This window comes from Rossellomorea vietnamensis (assembly GCF_025398035.1).
Classification (GTDB): domain Bacteria; phylum Bacillota; class Bacilli; order Bacillales; family Bacillaceae_B; genus Rossellomorea; species Rossellomorea vietnamensis_B.
On record NZ_CP104558.1, the window covers coordinates 3,119,791 to 3,135,910 of the forward strand.

The window sequence follows — 16,120 nt, forward strand, 5'->3', positions numbered from 1 at the left end:
ATAATAGTTGAATGTGAGAAGGAGGAATCGGCATGATTATTGGAGCGATTGAAGCCGGTGGGACAAAGTTCGTCTGTGGAATCGGAAATGAGACGGGGGACATTCTGGAGCGGGTCACGATTCCTACGACGACCCCGGAAGAGACGTTAAAACAGGTAGTGGAGTTTTTCGACGGGAAGAAGATAGAAAGATTGGGTGTGGGGTCTTTCGGTCCCATCGATCTTGATCCGGAAAGCCGGGGATACGGGTCGATCACCAGCACACCAAAGCCTCATTGGAGTCATTTTAACCTGATTGGAGAGCTGAAGAAGCACTTTCCTATCCCCATTACATTTGACACAGATGTTAACGCCGCTGCACTTGGTGAAAGCGTCTGGGGAGCGGCCAAGGGCTTAGACAGCTGTCTCTATATAACGGTCGGTACAGGAATCGGCGTAGGAGCCCTGACGGAAGGCAAGCTCGTACATGGTCTTACTCATCCTGAAATGGGTCATATCATGGTCCGGCGACACCCGGATGACACATATGCAGGTGGTTGTCCTTACCATGGGGATTGTTTAGAGGGAGTGGCATCCGGACCTGCGATTGAAGCCCGATGGGGAAAGAAAGCCATTGAATTGGTAGACAACAATCAGGTATGGAAAATGGAAGCCTATTATCTCGCTCAGGCGATTGCGAATTACATTCTGATCCTATCACCGAAGAAAGTCATTCTTGGTGGCGGGGTGATGAATCAGATGCACTTGTTCCCGCTTATAAGAGAACAGGTAACTACGATTCTGGCGGGGTATGTACACCACAAGCAAATCCTTGAAGAGATGGATACTTACATCGTACCACCTGGTCTAGGAAACAATGCAGGACTGGTCGGGGCACTGGGGTTAGTTTTATAAGAAAGGAGGACAATGATGTTGAGAATTGCTTATTATATCTCTGATTATGGCTTTGGGCATGCGACGAGAAGTTCTGCTATCATCCAAGGTCTCCTTAAGGCTTTACCACAAGTGGAAATAGTGATGTGTAATTCGTTCGCTATGCCCTTTCTGGAACAGTATCTCTGTGATGAGCGGGTCAGGTTCCGACATGTCACCACGGATTTAGGGTATTTTCTTAAGAAAGATTCTCTGGAGCCGGATGTTGTTCGGTTAAATACAGAATATGATGCATATATGGAAAAATGGGATGAAAAGGTAGAGAAGGAAATCCGATTTCTTCAAGATGGAAAAGTGGATATGATCCTATCGGATATCGTCCCAACGGCATTTGAAGCCGGGAAAAGGGCAGGTGTCCCTTCAATTGGGATATCGAACTTTACTTGGTATACGGCTTACGATGGATTAATCAGTGCAGAGAAGCTTGCACCTTTTAGGAAGGCATATGATGCGATGGATACCTTGATCGCCCTGGCTGGTGAGAATGAACCAGTTTGGGATGGTGAAAAATATTCCTTTGATTTCTTTTCTCGTGAAATGGATCATCATGAAGTGGAAAGAATTCGTAGGATGCTTAATCCCGATGGGGTGAAGATCATCGTGTACTTTGGGTTGGGGATGAAAATCTCTCACAATGCCCTTGATCAGTTTGCGTTTTGGGATAATCGGAATGTCATCTATATTGTTTCTTCCAATACACATATCGAGAAAGAGAATGTCTATCGAATCCCTCCAGACTACCTGGACACTCATCACTTCATCGCTGCTGCGGATCTCGCCATTACAAAGGCTGGGTGGGGTACGGTAACTGAGGCGGTCGTCGGAAACACCCCGTTATTAATGATCGACCGTCCAACCATGAAAGAAGATCAAAATACCATTTCCTTCTTGAAAGAACGTCACTTATGTAAGACAATCAGTGAGGAAGAGTTAAAGAGTTTAACGATTGATGATAGCTTGATCAAAGAGTTGAAGCATCCACGTAGTGATAGTCAAAAGAATCAATTGAATGAGGTCGTGGATAAGATTCAAGAAATCATACAAGTACATATGAAAAGCAAAAATGAGGAGGCTATCATGAACCAACCACTATTTCTACAACCCGTATTCCAGGAAAGAATCTGGGGAGGTACGGCATTAAAAGACCAATTCAATTACGATATTCCATCAGATATTACAGGCGAATGCTGGGCTATATCCGGGCATCCGAACGGACAGAGCACCGTCATCAACGGTGAGTTTACTGGTAAGACGATTGGTGAGCTTTGGAATGACCATCGTGAATTATTCGGTCAGCACCCGTCACCTGTATTTCCGTTGTTGACGAAAATATTGGACGCCAACGCGGATCTATCTGTGCAGGTACACCCGAATGATGATTATGCAAAAGAGCATGAAAACGGAGAACTGGGTAAAACAGAATGCTGGTACATCATTGATTGTGATGAGGATGCCGAAATGATCTTCGGACATACTGCTCAAACAAAGGAAGAGTTCGTGTCGATGATTGAAAAAGGCGAGTGGAATGACCTGTTGCGCCGCATCCCGGTGAAACCTGGTGACTTCTTCTACGTCCCAAGCGGCACCATTCATGCCCTTTGCAAAGGGACATTGGTGTTAGAAACACAGCAAAGTTCTGATACGACGTACCGGGTGTATGATTATGATCGTAGGGATGCAGAAGGAAATACCCGTGAATTGCATATCGACAAATCCATAGAGGTGACCACGATTCCTCATAAGACTGAGGCAGTTGAACCGGTTGTGGAGAAGCGTGAAGGAGTAGAATCCACGAAGTTTGTGGAAGCGGAATACTTCACGGTGTATAAATGGAAAGTCGACGGCCATTCTTCATTCGTACAAGACCAGCCATTCCAACTGGCAAGTGTACTGGACGGAAGCGGAGTACTGAAGGTGCACGGAGAAGAGTATTCTCTTACAAAAGGAGATCACTTCATCCTGCCTGCCGATATTGAGACATTTGAGATTGAAGGACAGGTTGAGTTGATTGTTTCTCATGTGTAAAGAATAATAAAAAGCACGAAGCCCTCCCTTAGGGATGGAGCTTCGTGCTTTTCTTTCGTTTAAACAAACGTTTGATTGAAGAAAGGTAATCCCTATTTTATAGGGAAAATCCAACTAAACACCCGTTTAGTGATCATTTCATCACTTTCTTCAAATAAAACTCAAAAATCAAATCAATCAAGATCACCATCGTTGACCTTGGCGTCAAGTCATACCCGGCAAACTGTACTTTTTGTACATCGGCACTGATCGCATTCCTGGTGATCTTGGCTAGCGTGCTATCAGCTGAATTGGTGATCGCCAGTGAGTCCGCATTTTTATAACGGATCTTCTCAGCTGCCCCGACAATGGTCTTCGTTTCGCCGCTGGATGAAATGAAGACGATGAGGTCGTCCTGCTGTACCATATTCGGGAGCAGGTCGATGATATGTGATTCATACACGTAAGATGTTGGCTTATTCACCTGCATAAACAGTTTGCTGAAGTATTCTCCTGCCATCTTCGTCAGTCCTACGGCGACAATCATGACGCGATTCGCCTTCAATAGCTGTTCGCTGATTTTCTCCAATTCTTCCACGCGCAACGATTCCAATGTCCGATTCGTATCCTGGCGGTAACGGTCCAGCATATTGTCAGCCGGCCCCACGTTTTCATCGATGCTCTTTAGGTTAAACTTAAACTCAGAGAAGCCGCCTAGCCCCAGCTTATGACACATGCGGATGATCGTGGTTGTGCTTACGCTGTTGCTTTCAGCCATTGCGGTCAATGACTGATTCTTCGCCGTCTCCAGATTCTCCTCTACATAATAAAGGACGTGTTTTTCAGCATGTGTTAATTCTCCGATAGAAGAAGAAAACCGATCCAATACTTTCCCCATACGATACTCCTTTTGTAAACCGTTTCATTATCTATCATTCATTATAACACTGATTCCTATGCTCTTTGGCATACTCCTTTTAAAGAAAAGGTTTTCATTCTGTACAATTGTACGCTCTATGTACAAAAGTCCCGATTCTTTCTGTGATATAACTACATTGTAAGGGATTTCATACACGCATATTATTTATTGAGAGGTGAACCTCATTGGAATTAAGACAAATGACAGATGAACAACTAGTCATATTTGATATTGAATCAAACACGAAACAAGAAGTTCTTGAAACAATGGTTGATGCATTGTTTCAACAGGACGTTTTAACATCGAAGGAAGAATTTTTACAGGCGGTCCTTGAGAGGGAAGAGATTTCTCCTACGGGGCTTGAGGCTGGACTTGCCATTCCTCATGGGAAAAGTAAAGCTGTGAAGAAAGCGAAGTTTGCTGTCGCGAGGCTTCGAAACAGCCTCGATACGTGGGAAAGCATAGATCCGATGAACAAAGTGCAGCTCGTGTTCTTGCTTGCCATTCCGGATTCGGAGGCTGGATCGACCCATTTGAGCGTCCTGTCTGAACTGAGTACAAGACTGATGGACAAGGGCTATATCGATAACTTGATGAACGCTTCTTCTCCTTCAGAGTTCTTAACATTATTGGATCAAAAAGAAGATGTGATCGAGACCCCGCAAGAGTATACCAAAACAGTACTGGCGATTACGGCGTGTGCTGCGGGTATTGCCCACACGTATATGTCTGCTGAAGCTCTGGAGAAGGCAGGGCGAGAGCTGGGTGTTCGCGTTCTTACGGAGAAACAGGGTGCAAATGGAATTGAAGACGAGCACCGCGGGGCGATCTTGAAAGAAGCGGATGCCGTTGTATTTGCGACTGACATTGCGCCTAAGAATAAAGAGCGCTTTGCTGGTAAGCCTTACGTGCAGACGCGTGTGGCCGAACCGTTAAAGCACGCTAAGGATATCATCAACCGTGCATTGACGAATCCTGATGGAACTGTAACGGGAGACAGCAGTGAAGACGAAGTTTCCTCGAGTGGAAGTAAACAGGGGCTTATGTCTGAGATCACACAGGCCGTCATGACTGGTATTTCGTATATGATTCCGGTGCTTGTGGCAGCGGGTCTTATGATGGGGATTGCAAAGCTCGCCGCCATGCCGCTCGGGCTTGTTGATACCATCAATGATATTAAATATGCTACATCTTCAAATGAGCTATTGGTCATTCTTCATCATCTCGATAAGTTCGGTGGGATGATCTTTAAATTCATGTACCCGATCTTCGGTGCATTTGTGGCATACGCCATCGCCGATCGTGTCGGACTCGTGTCCGGATTTATCGGAGGGGTATTCGCAGCCGGTCTTCACTATACGTTCTGGGGAATTGAAGGCGGAATTCCATCAGGTTTCCTCGGAGCCTTGATCCTTGGACTGACAGCAGGTTATGTGTCTAAATTCTTAAATGAAAAAATCAAGCTGAATAAAAATCTGATCGCGATGAAGCCGATGCTCATCATTCCAGCGATTTCCGTGTTAACGATTTTCTTCTTGAATTTTTATATTGTGGATCCTGTATTCGGAGGACTAAATGCGCTTCTTAGTGACTGGATCACAGCGGCACAAGGTGCAGGGAATGTCGTACTGGCAAGTATCATCGCTGCAGCTACAGCCTTTGACTTAGGTGGACCGATTAATAAAGCAGCCGGTGCCATTGCCATCGGACTTGCAGCAGATCAAATCTATCCGTTGACTGCCCGCGTATTGGCGATTGTCATCCCGCCGATCGGATTGGGACTGGCAACGGTTATCGATAAGTATGTTGTGGGTCGCCGTGTGTTCGATGCGAACCTGCGTGTGGCAGGAAATACGTCATTATTACTAGGATTTATCGCCATCAGTGAGGGTGCGATACCATTCATGCTTCGGAACCCATTGATCACGATTCCGATCAACATCATCGGAGCGATTTTAGGATCTGTAACAGCAGTTGTTCTGGGAGCTGTTCAGTGGTATCCACTTCCGGCTGTTTGGGGATGGCCGCTTGTTGAAAACATTTGGGCATATCTCATTGGACTTGCCGTCGGGGTATTGTTCATCGCTTTCGCAAACATTTTCATCCGCTTTGCCATTTTGAAAAAGAACGAAAAATAATCATAAAAAGGGGGCCGGGTCGTCAATGATCCGGAACCCTTTACCTATTATTTGGAGGGAACATCCATGAAAAAGCGCGTTTATGTCGTACCTCATTCCCACTGGGATCGTGAATGGTATTTTACAATAGAAGATTCGAATGTGTTACTTGCAGAAAACCTGGATCATCTCTTGGATGTCCTGGAAACAGACGAAGACTATACGGGCTATGTATTTGATGCCCAGGCAAGCATCGTAGAAGAATATCTGAAGGTCCGCCCTGAAAACAGGGACCGAATGAAGCAGCTTGTGGAAAGAAAGAAGCTGTTTATCGGACCGTGGTATACGCAGACGGATTCCCTACTTGTCAATAAAGAATCCATCACTCGTAACCTCCTATACGGAACGAAGATTTCAAAGAGCTTCGGTCACAGCATGAACTGCGGGTATTTGCCGGATATTTTCGGACAGAATCAGTATCTTCCTTCTATTTTTAAAGGTTTCGGGATTGATAACAGTGTGCTGCAGCGCGGGATTTATACGGATCAGTTAAAGGGTGATTTGAACTTCACATGGAAATCCCCTGATGGCGAAACGGTGAATGCCAACAATATTTACTTCGGTTATGGACCGGGGAAATTTCTTGAGGCTTCAGAGGCGTATAAGGAAGAACGACTGTTTCCGATTCTGGAGAAGCTTGCTGATATGAATCAGAATAGTGATCTTCTCTTACTTCCGGCAGGCGGGGATCAGGTGCTTGTCCGTGAGCATTTCCCTGAGACCATCAAGAAGCTCAATGAGGACTCCGAGGACTATGAGTTTGTCCTTTCCGACTATGAAACGTTCATGAAGGATGCGTGGGAAAATGGGTCTGATTTCACAAATGTGATCGAAGGCGAACTGACGGCGACCCAGAAGTCCCGCATTCATAACACGATTCGTTCCCAGCGCTATGATATTAAGAAAGCCAATTATGAAGTCGAACATAAAATCCTGAATATACTGGAGCCATTGGCTGTCATCGGTCAATCTCTCGGTCTGCGTTACCCGCAAGCGTGGTTGGACGGAATGTGGAAGGAACTCTTTGATGTCCATGCCCATGATAGCATCGGCGGATGTAACTCAGATGATACCAATCGTGATATCGTCCAGCGACTGGAAAAGGTGAACCGGATCGCAGACGGGCTCCTGAATATCTTAAAGAAACAAATGACAGAAGCGATCAGTAGGAAACTCGGTAATGACTCCATTTTTGTCTTCTTTAATACGAATGCGTCTACTTTTTCCGGAACGGTTGAGGCTATCCTGTTTACGAAGTCTGACCAATTCAACGTGAAGAAACGTGATGGAGAGCATCTAGCGATCGAAGCCATTGACCAGGAATATATCAGCGGTGGCAAGAAAATCGTGGTCACAGCAGAAGGTGAGAAGCAGGTAGAAGTGCCGGGTTATTACCGTACCGTCGTGATGGCAGATGTGAGGGATGTTGCTGGATTAGGGTATGAGACGTACCTCGTGGAAGAAATGAACGATGGGTTGAATAAGCTTGAAGAGAGCGGTACTCAGACCGTTGAAAATGAACACGTTAAAGTGGAATTTGCCCAAGGGAACCTCACTTTGACGGAGAAAGACAATGGCACTGTAATCTCCAATCTGCTTCGTTTTGAAAATGTAGGAGATGCGGGAGATTCTTATGACTTCTCTCCTTTGGAAGGGGATCAACCTCTCTGGATGGAAAAGGGTGAACTGCTTTCTGTTGAAGCAGGCGTGCTATCACAGAAAATCATGGTGAAGCATGAGGCACTTGTTCCAGGGAATCTGGAGGACCGTCAGGGGGAAATCAACAGTGAATCATTGGTAATCATCACAACGATTGAACTTCGAAAACAGGAGAAGTTCGTTCGGGTCCAGCATACGATCAACAATGCAGTGGAAGATCACCGTGTACGGGTTCGATTGAATACTGGAGTGAAGCAGCCTCAAACTACGTTTGCCGATCAGGGCTTCGGGCTGATTGAGCGGAGTGTGGACAATCCGTATATGACGGGGTGGAAAGAGAATGGTTTTGCGGAAGCGCCGGTACCGATTTATAGTCTTGAGAACTTTGCCGGGGTTTCGACCGACTCTCATACATTTGCTGCCGTTACTAGAGGGATCAAGGAGTATGAAGTGGTGAAGGAGACAGGAGAACTTGCTCTTACTCTATTCAGAAGCGTCGGTTTGTTAGGGAAAGATGATCTTATGTGGCGTCCGGGAAGAGCATCGGGTATTAACAATAAAGTTGTCTACACCCCTGACGCGCAGATGAAGCAGAAGATGGTGTTTGAATATGCACTTTATGTCGGGGATGCAGAGCCTGTGGAGATGTTCGGGCTGACGGATCAATACGTTGATCGACATGCTTCTTATCAGAAACAAAACTTAAATACCTTTGAAGAGCGGTTGGAGCGTTTTGAGATTCCTTATCCGGTGAAGGAGATGGATGACCAGGTTTCATTATTGGAAATGGACAATCCTTCTATTGTGATGAGCAGCTGCAAGCGGGCCTATGATGACAAGTCGATGGTTGTTCGTTTGTTCAACCCGACGGAAACCGTTCAAACCGTGACGTTGAAACACAAATTCAGTAAGGTGTCCATCACGAATCTGGCAGAGGAATATCAAGAGGATGCTGAAACGGAGATTGAAGTCAATCCGCAGGGCTACCTTACATTAAAACTATCTTAAGAAGGTGAAAAGATGACAAAGCAAGAATTAGTACAAAATGTAGAAAAGAGATTGCGAACGATTTACGGGGATGATTTCAAAGAGGAGTTCCTGACTTCTTTTACGGAGCTTTTGGATAAATGGAGCCGCTACTCTTGGGAAAGTGCAGCACCCGTGTCAGAAGAAAACGTGTATCTCATCACATATGGTGACAGTATTTATGAAGAGGGCAAGCCCACGCTTTCCTCTCTTCACACCTTCTTAAATGAAAAGGTGAAGGGTTCTGTTACGGATGTCCACTTGCTGCCGATGTTTCCTTATACGTCCGATGATGGATTCTCTGTCGTGGACTATCGTCAAGTGGATGAGAAGCTCGGTGATTGGTCGAACATTGAAGAGCTGTCTCAGGATTACCGCTTAATGTTTGATTTTGTAGCCAATCATATTTCGAAATCGAGTGAATGGTTCCAAGGGTATCTAAAGGGTGAAGAGAGATATCAGGAATACTTCGTTCCGAAAGATCCTTCTTTTGACACGAGTGCCGTGGTCCGTCCCCGCACTTCGCCTTTGTATCATGAATACGAAGGAAGTGACGGCGTGAAAACGGCTTGGACGACCTTCAGTGAAGACCAGGTTGACTTGAATTTCCGCCACTTCCCGGTATTAGAGGAAACAACGGATATATTACTGGAGTATGCAAGTAAAGGCGGGACAAGCATTCGCCTGGATGCCATCGGGTTCATCTGGAAGGAATCAGGCACCACTTCCATCCATTTGCCACAGGCACATGAAATCATCAAGCTGTGGAGAGAGGTCATGGACTACTTCAAGCCGAATACGCAGATCATCACGGAAACCAATGTCCCTCATCAAGAGAACATCAGCTATTTCGGTGATGGAACGGATGAAGCCAATATGGTTTATCAATTCTCCCTGCCTCCATTGGTGCTGTTTTCACTGACGACGCACAATGGTGAAAAGCTGACGGAATGGGCGAAAACGATTGATACTGTTTCGGATACTGCAACCTATTTCAATTTCCTTGCAAGCCATGATGGAATCGGGATGCGTCCGACTGAAGGGATCCTGACCGAGGACGACAAACAGCTGCTTGTGAATAAAGTGAAAGAAAACGGCGGTCGTGTTTCGTATAAGGCCAATAGTGACGGCAGCCAGTCTGTCTATGAACTGAACATCAACTATTCGGCAGCCCTGGTCAATCAAGGCGAGGATACGACGGAAGAACTTGAAGTGAAGAAGATGCTGGCTGCACATTCCATCCTGTTATCGTTTGTGGGAGTCCCGGCTATTTATTATCATTCTTTACTTGGTTCTCATAATGATGAAGCCGGTGTTGAAGCATCTGGCATCAACCGCCGGATCAATCGTGAGAAGCTGGAGCTTGGCAGTATCCTAGAGGAATTACAGACGGATTCACGTCGCAAAGGGATTTTCGAAGGCTTGCAGGAAATGATTTCGATCCGTCAGAAGGAATCAGCTTTTTCTCCGTACGCAGGACAGGAAGTGTTGGAACTTGGTGGGAATGTATTCGGACTGAAGCGATTCAATGAGGAAACAGGAGAAAGCATCTTGTTTGTCGTCAATCTGGATGCGAAGTCTGTTGAAGTGAACCTGCCCCACTCAGGAGTTGATCTCGTGAGCGGGAAAGAAGTAAGTGAAGTTGTGGAATTACGTCCATATGAATTTATGTGGGTAAAACAATAGATGAATGGAGATGTCAGTCGCTTTGTCAGGCTTCTGGCATCTTTTTATAGGAGCGTGTAGGAGATGAATGTTTTAATAGCATCGGATTCTTATAAGGATTCATTATCTGCCTTTGAAGTGGGGGAAGCAGCGCGGAAGGGGATTCTATCTGCCTGCCCATCCGCTTATGTAGAAAACTCTCCTATGGCGGATGGTGGAGAGGGGACCCTGGATGCCCTGCTCACTTGCCTTGATGGAGAAGAGAAAGAAGTAGAGGTCCATGATCCGTTAATGAATCTTGTTGTTGCCCGATATGTTGTTCTGAACGGGGACACGGCGTTTATCGAGAGTGCGAGAAGCAGTGGACTTCCCCTTGTTCCGTTTGAGAAGCGGGACCCGATGAAGGCGAATACGTATGGCTTGGGTGAACAGATCAAGGATGCTGTTCAGAACGGATATCGTAAAATCGTCATTTCCCTTGGGGGTAGCGCGACGAATGATGGTGGCGCCGGGATGCTGCAGGCTTTGGGATGGACGTTTTATGATGGGGATGGAGCCGAGCTCGGTGTGGAAGGGAATCCGATGCTTCACGCGGCTTCGTTTTCTGATCGTGAACGGTTACCCGGACTGGAGGAATGCTCGTTTACGATTGCGAGTGACGTCACGAATCCTTTTTATGGAGAGAAAGGTGCTGCTCATATTTTTGGCAGGCAGAAGGGGGCCACAACTGAAGGGGTTCTTGAGCTTGATGCCGGGTTGGTGAGGCTTGCGTCCCTATTTAAAGAAGCATATGGTGTTGACGTTCAAAAGGTAGCCGGATCTGGAGCTGCCGGAGGACTCGGTGGAAGTATCGTGGCCGCTTTAAATGGTGATCTTCAATCAGGCGTGGACACGATTATAGAACTTACGGGGTTGGAAGAGAAAGTAATGGAGTCGGATATTGTTTTTACCGGTGAAGGAAGTCTCGATCAGCAATCATTAATGGGGAAAGTACCTGTTGGGGTTGCGCGACTTGCGAAGAAGCACGGTAAGAGAGTGATCGGGCTTGCGGGTCGGATCGATACGGATTTGGCTGAGGTGAATCAGTATCTCGATGCGGTGTTTTCGATTCAGACGGAATGCCGGTCGCTGGAGGAAGCCTTGAGGAGTGAGGTTACGAGTGAACAGATCCGGGTGACGGTGGAGCAGGTTGTGCGATTATTGAAGAAATAAGTTGGACAGGGTGTTGACCTCGTCTTTTTCCCATATTTCAGGTCGCATTTTCTTTATTTAGGTTAGAAGCCCATCTTGGGGGGGGAAACTTGGACTAAGTAAATCAATATTTTTAAATGAATCATGCGAGAATTGGCTATAATCGAGCGGGAAATCAAAAAATCATGCCTCTTTTCGAAAGATTACACCCTGTATCCAACTAATCATGCGAGATTCGAGATATTCATGCCAAGGTGTCGAAAAATCTCCAGCTCACTATTCATTTATAAAATCTCGGAACAAGTAAGCGATCAAAATAAAAAAGAGACGAAGGGTTTCTTCCCTTCGTCTTTATGTGTACCCGTTCCTACGTCCCAACGATCTAAATCATACCAGTGGGGGGAAGACATTTATCTAAAGTGAGTTCGTACTCTTCATTTGATGGATCGCGTAGCTGCAGGTTAGTTCTTTATCGGTGAACAGTTTGACTCCGGTTGATTGCTCTATGGGGAAGACCCTTGTTGTAAAGACCACTTCACCGTCATTGATAAAAATTTCGGCGATGCTTCTGTCACAGAATACCTGTAGTTTAACGCTGTCCCCGATGCTGAGCTCAGCACTTCGCACCAAACCATTTTGCTTATCAAATGAGGAATGGAAATTCTCGCGATTCAACGTCACCGTTTGGTTCGAACGATCAAATGCTAAGACAAGTCCCTCTGTTTCCGATGAGAAGAGTTCCAGCCCGAAAGAGTCTGCTCCATGGGATTCGATGGATGCTTCCAACTCAAATGAACGGAAACCGGAATGGAGATTGGTTGAGTCTTTATCCAACGTCAGGCTCCCTGAATGTGATTTGCTTCGAAGCTGCTTCAATTCAGTAGCCGGCTTTTGAACGAGAAGGCCGTTCACGATATCAAGCTTCCTGGGAAGTGTAAGGCAGTGGGCCCAATCCTCTTTGTCGGTTGGATATTCCACTTCGGCCATACCGGCCCAGCCGAACATTAACCGTTCATGGCTTTTTCCTTCGAATGTTTGAGGAGCATAAAAGTCGAAGCCCTTGTCCAATTCCTGATAATCGGTCACGTCGAATGTAAGGTTTTCGATGTCCAGTTTGCCAAGTGCGTATATCACATTGTAAAGATTTTGATAGTCGTGGTGTTTGGCTTCAAGCCCCTGTGGTGAGACTACGAGCACGTCTTGACCATTGATCTTAAAGTAATCAGGGCACTCCAGCATATAGCAGGATTCCGGTAAATCCAGGTCCAGTCTCAACTCTCCCTTAAAGGACCAGTCCAGGGCATCCTTCGATTCATATACAATGATCGCTCCGGTTTTATCTTCGCGTTGAGCCCCGAGCATCATGTAATATATGTTCCCTTTTTTAAACACTTTGGGGTCACGGACATGACCGGTGTATCCAGCCGGGACACCCTCGATGATCGGATTATGATCATATTTCCGGACTTGTCCATCCTTTTCCATGATGGCAAGACACTGATTGGCCGATCGTTCTTCTGCGCTGTATTTTATATTACCGGTATAGTAAAGGTACAACTTACCATCCACTTCTATGGAAGCTCCGGAATAGGCACCGTGTGATTCATAATCCTCAATAGGGACAAGGGCTGTGGGCTGCTGTTCCCACTCTACCAGATTATCGGACTTCACATGGGCCCAGTGCTTCATCCCGTGGTATGATCCGAACGGAAACCACTGGTAGAAGACATGATACGTACCATTGAAGTAGGCAAGACCATTGGGATCATTTAAGAGACCGTGTTCCGGATGGATATGGAAAGCGGGTTTCCAAATGGATGCTGCCACTTTTTCTTTAAGGATTTCCAACTCGTTTGCTTCTGCTTCGTGGAGGGTTTTATATTTCGGTTCGGTATATTTTGTCATAATGGATAAATCCTTTCGTGTAGGGTTCGTTACGTGTATGAAAGAAAAGCAGGTGAGGGCCATTCACCTGCTTTTCTATAGTGTTTGTCTACTTTCCAGTTTCAAGATTTTTCTTATCCGAATATCCGAACATCCAGGTAAGGACGAAGGCTACTCCGATTGCTACAAGGTTAATGAATAGATATTGAAGGATTTGCCCATTTAAATATAGCAACATACCGGGAATAACCGTAATGGCCATCCCTGTTGCTTTCAATCCCATGAGAGATGCAATGAAACCTCCGGCCGCTCCGCCGATAAGCCCCATGATGAACGGTTTTCCGTAGCGTAGATTGACTCCGAAGATAGCTGGCTCCGTGATCCCTAAGAATGCTGAGAGGGAAGAAGGAAGAGCCAGTGCTTTCAGTTTTTTGGACTTGGTCTTTAATCCAACTGCCAAAGCTGCGCCGCCCTGTGCTGCAATCGAGCAAGTAATGATCGCATTATAGGGATTGTTTCCGAATTTGGCAAGAAGCTGAATTTCCAAGAGATTAAAGATGTGGTGAATCCCGGTTACAACGATAATTTGGTTGATCCCGCCAATAATAAGTCCGCTAATGCCAAAAGGCCATTCCAGAACAGCCACTGTTCCATCAAGGATTACATTTTCCAGACTGTGGAATATAGGTCCGATCACGAACAGTGCGAGAGTGATCATAATCAATAACGTAAGAAAGGGTGTGATAATTAAATCCAGTGCTTCCGGGGTCCATTTCCGTATTTGTCTCTCAAGCTTTGCCCCTAGAATACCGGCGATGAAAGCTGGAAGGACGGAACCCTGGTACCCTACTACAGGTATAAATCCAAGAAACTCAAGTGGCTGGACGTCCCCTCCTGCAACCCCCCAGGCATTTGGCAACGCTGGACTCACAAGCATCAGTCCAAGGACCATTCCAACGATCGGTGTCCCGCCGAATACTCTGAAGGTCGACCAGGCGACGAGGGCGGGTAAGAAGATAAATGCTGTGTCTGTAAGGATCTGGGTGAATAAAATGAAATTCTGTGATATATCATCCGGTGTCATGCCGAAGATCGCTAAAATCTGTTCTTGTAGTACGAGTCCCCGTAATCCCATGAACAGACCGGTTGCGACAAGGACGGGTATAATCGGTACAAACACATCTCCAAATGTACGAATGGCACGTTGAAAACCGTTTCCGCTTTTTACAGCTTCTTTCGATTGTTCAGCCTTTGTGGATCCTGCGACTCCTAATTGCCTCACTTCTTCATAAATGCGATTAACCGTGCCGGTTCCTAATATAATTTGATATTGACCGGAGTTGAAAAATGCTCCCTTTACTTTTTCCGTATTTTCAATGGCAGCTTGGTCGATTTTCTCTTTATCTTTTACCATGATTCGTAAACGGGTGGCGCAATGGGCAACGGAAAGGATGTTCTCTTCACCGCCGACACCTGATAGAATGTCTTCTGCAATCTTTCTGTTATCAGACATGATTTCTCCTCCTTCTTTTGTGTGTAATCGATTACATATTTCAGAAAATTAATAGTATCAGCAGATTGATGCCGATACCATGGAAATGAATAAACATGATGTGTAATCGATTACATACGTACAGGAAAAACGTTGTGTAATCGATTACACAAAATTATACACTATCTTTTTTTACTAGTCTATAGTCCAATACCATTTTATCGTTCGGTATGTCTTCTTGATTGATCTGAGCCAGGATCATATTGGCTGCTTCCTGTCCGGCTTTATGATAATGGAAGTCAACAGTGGTGAGGGAGGGAGTGACATATTGAGAGAGCTCGGAAGCACCTACTCCAGCCAATGCAATGTCTTTAGGTATCCGCAACCCAGCCTGCTTGATATAATTCATGGCTCCGATGGCAAGACGATCCGTCACAGCAAATACCGCTGTGGGTCGCTTTTTGGAATGTTCCATGATGTTCTGCATCGCCTGATAACCGGACTCCACATCGAAAACAGCCGTTTGAATCCAATGCTCCTCGATCCGGAGTCCATGCTCTTCCATCGCTGACAAGTAGCCTTGTTTTCTTAACACTCCTACTGCCCTGTCCGATTCACTCACTCCGATGAAGGCAATCTTCTCATGCTTCTTTTCGATGAAGTATTCGATCATGTCCTTTGAAGCCATCATCTCATTAAAGGCAACGGAAGGCGTGTCGGGGAGGTCCTGCCCAACGACCACTACCGGAATCTTCAACTTTTGAACTTCATCCATCAATGGTCCGCTCGTATTCGTAGCCGAAAGGACGATTCCTTCAACATCCCTGCTTTTTAGCAGTCTGATAAACTCGATCTCTTTAGAAGCATTTAAATTGGTGTTGGCGAGTAAAATTTGATAACCCTTCTCGGCAAAGACCTGATCCAGCCCATTCACCATCCGGCTCGTCGTTTCTGAACCGAGTTTCGGCAAGACGACCCCAATCACCTTCGTTTTCTTCGTCCGCAGTGACTTCGCATTCTCACTTGGAACATATCCTGTTTCTTCTATTACTTTCAGAATTCGATCTCGTGCCTCTTCACTTACATACCCTGAATCATTCAACATTCTGGATACTGTTGCGCTTGATACTTGGGCTCTTCTGGCCACTTCCTTGATTGTGATCAATCAAAA

Annotated in this window: 10 protein-coding genes and 1 pseudogene; 7 read left to right on the top strand and 4 right to left on the bottom strand. The window is 45.8% G+C overall.

Going from position 1 to position 16,120, the window contains the following annotated elements:
* The first annotated feature begins 32 nt into the window (after positions 1-32).
* From N5C46_RS16120 to manA, 3 genes and pseudogenes are all read left to right on the top strand, one after another.
* Positions 33-893 (top strand): ROK family protein, encoded by an 861-nt coding sequence (locus N5C46_RS16120; RefSeq protein WP_272501212.1) that lies wholly within the window; start codon positions 33-35, stop codon positions 891-893.
* Positions 894-1,550: 657 nt separating this feature from the next.
* Positions 1,551-1,883: pseudogene (locus N5C46_RS16125) on the top strand (glycosyltransferase); the annotation flags it as partial.
* Between the two features lie 126 nt (positions 1,884-2,009).
* Entirely contained in the window at positions 2,010-2,957 is a 948-nt protein-coding gene (manA, locus tag N5C46_RS16130; RefSeq protein ID WP_261752365.1) for a mannose-6-phosphate isomerase, class I, read from the top strand.
* A gap of 133 nt (positions 2,958-3,090) precedes the next feature.
* On the opposite strand, the gene N5C46_RS16135 is transcribed toward manA, so the two are convergent.
* The gene (locus N5C46_RS16135) at positions 3,091-3,834 is read right to left on the bottom strand and encodes a MurR/RpiR family transcriptional regulator (protein ID WP_261749372.1); all 744 of its coding nucleotides are present in this window, start codon (positions 3,832-3,834) and stop codon (positions 3,091-3,093) included.
* A gap of 206 nt (positions 3,835-4,040) precedes the next feature.
* Here N5C46_RS16135 and N5C46_RS16140 point away from each other — a divergent pair, with 206 nt between their 5' ends.
* The 4 genes from N5C46_RS16140 to N5C46_RS16155 all read left to right on the top strand — a co-directional run bounded on the left by N5C46_RS16140 (position 4,041) and on the right by N5C46_RS16155 (position 11,594).
* A complete protein-coding gene (locus tag N5C46_RS16140; protein ID WP_261749373.1) occupies positions 4,041-5,993 on the top strand; it encodes a fructose-specific PTS transporter subunit EIIC in 1,953 nt (650 codons plus the stop codon).
* A gap of 66 nt (positions 5,994-6,059) precedes the next feature.
* Positions 6,060-8,699, top strand: coding sequence for a glycoside hydrolase family 38 N-terminal domain-containing protein (locus N5C46_RS16145; RefSeq protein ID WP_261749374.1), 2,640 nt, complete (start codon positions 6,060-6,062; stop codon positions 8,697-8,699).
* Positions 8,700-8,711: 12 nt separating this feature from the next.
* Positions 8,712-10,403 carry an alpha-amylase family glycosyl hydrolase gene (locus tag N5C46_RS16150; RefSeq protein ID WP_261749375.1) on the top strand — a complete coding sequence of 564 codons (1,692 nt, stop codon included), beginning with the start codon at positions 8,712-8,714 and terminating at the stop codon, positions 10,401-10,403.
* A gap of 63 nt (positions 10,404-10,466) precedes the next feature.
* Positions 10,467-11,594, top strand: coding sequence for a glycerate kinase family protein (locus N5C46_RS16155; RefSeq protein WP_261749376.1), 1,128 nt, complete (start codon positions 10,467-10,469; stop codon positions 11,592-11,594).
* A gap of 393 nt (positions 11,595-11,987) precedes the next feature.
* Here N5C46_RS16155 and N5C46_RS16160 read toward each other — a convergent pair whose 3' ends face one another.
* The 3 genes from N5C46_RS16160 to N5C46_RS16170 all read right to left on the bottom strand — a co-directional run bounded on the left by N5C46_RS16160 (position 11,988) and on the right by N5C46_RS16170 (position 16,114).
* Complete coding sequence (locus N5C46_RS16160) at positions 11,988-13,478, bottom strand: glycoside hydrolase family 32 protein (RefSeq protein ID WP_261749377.1); 1,491 nt, start codon at positions 13,476-13,478, stop codon at positions 11,988-11,990.
* Between the two features lie 88 nt (positions 13,479-13,566).
* On the bottom strand, positions 13,567-14,970 hold the full coding sequence (locus tag N5C46_RS16165) for a sucrose-specific PTS transporter subunit IIBC (RefSeq protein WP_261749378.1): 1,404 nt from the start codon (positions 14,968-14,970) through the stop codon (positions 13,567-13,569).
* Between the two features lie 154 nt (positions 14,971-15,124).
* Positions 15,125-16,114, bottom strand: coding sequence for a LacI family DNA-binding transcriptional regulator (locus N5C46_RS16170; RefSeq protein ID WP_261749379.1), 990 nt, complete (start codon positions 16,112-16,114; stop codon positions 15,125-15,127).
* Positions 16,115-16,120: the final 6 nt, after the last annotated feature.